The 1,343-nt window shown below is 41.7% G+C and carries 1 protein-coding gene; it reads left to right on the top strand.

Features of this window, described 5'->3' with window-relative positions:
• The coding region (locus QUB16_RS33365) for a reverse transcriptase domain-containing protein (protein WP_333322686.1) at positions 1-1,234 on the top strand (1,234 nt) is incomplete at its 5' end.
• Positions 1,235-1,343: the final 109 nt, after the last annotated feature.

The following is a 1,343-nucleotide window of genomic DNA, read 5'->3' as shown; positions in this document are numbered from 1 at the left end:
TAGGTCATGTCACGATGCGATTGGAGCTATCTTTGACAATATCAGATACAAAGCCAAATATGTGCTAGACGCTGATATTGCCAAATGCTTTGACCGCATTAATCACAAAGCATTACTTGACAAAATCAATACCTATCCGCGACTGAGAAAACAAATTAAGTCGTGGCTTAAAAGTGGGGTATTAGACCAAGGCGAAATATTCCCGACCATAGAAGGTACGCCACAAGGCGGAGTTATCTCCCCACTACTGGCTAACATAGCCCTTCACGGAATGGAAGAACGGATTAAACAATTCGTAGGTGGTAACATAAACCAACAAAAAGAAATCAGTTTAATCCGATATGCCGATGATTTTGTGATTATTCACAAAGACATTGAAGTAGTAATAGCCTGTCAAAAGATAATTGCAGATTGGTTAAGTGATTTAGGCTTAGAATTAAAGCCAAGTAAAACAAAATTAACCCACACCCTCAATGAATATAACGGAAATGTTGGGTTTGAGTTTTTAGGATTCCATGTACAACAACATAAGGTAGGTAACTACCGAAGTGCTAAAAATACACACGGAATGCCACTCGGTTTTAAAACACTAATCACCCCGTCAAAGCCCAAAGTCAAAGCTCATCTTGCAAAAATTGGAAAAGTAATAGACACCCATAACCCCGCCCCTCAAGCTGCCTTAATTAGTCGGCTGAACCCAATAATTAGGGGGTGGTCAAACTATTACTCTACAGTAGTAAGTAAGGAAACCTTTAAAAAGGCGGATAATCTTACTTATGACAAATTAAGAGCATGGGCTAGAAGACGGGGAAAAGGTAACATCAACAAAGACAAATACTGGCGAACAGTAGGCGACAAAAATTGGTGTTTCAGCACAGAAGAAGGTTTAGAACTAACCCAACACCGAGCAACGCCTATTATAAGGCACGTTAAGGTAAAAGGCAATTCAACACCTTACGATGGTGACTGGATTTACTGGAGCAAGAGACGCGGAGAATACCCTGAAACACCAACAAGAGTGGCAACACTACTGAAGACACAGAAAGGTAAATGCACCCACTGCGGTCTGTATTTCACACCTACAGACACCGTAGAAGTTGACCATATCCAACCCCGCTCATTAGGCGGTAAGGATGAGTACAAAAATCTCCAACTTCTGCATAAACACTGTCACGACACAAAAACGGAAAAGGATGGCTCCCTCCAAAAGAGCTATGATGATAATCCGTTTTGAATCTGTACCCATTTCAAGGGTGGAGTTATCAAGGAGCCGGATGAAGCGAAAGTTTCACGTCCGGTTCTGAAGGAGAGGTAGGGGTAGAAATGCCCCTATCGACTCTAAC

The sequence above is a fragment of the Microcoleus sp. D3_18a_C4 genome (genome assembly GCF_036702415.1).
Taxonomy (GTDB): Bacteria; Cyanobacteriota; Cyanobacteriia; order Cyanobacteriales; family Microcoleaceae; genus Microcoleus.
Note: the sequence above shows the minus strand (reverse complement) of the source record. Positions and strands in the feature narration are given on the sequence as shown.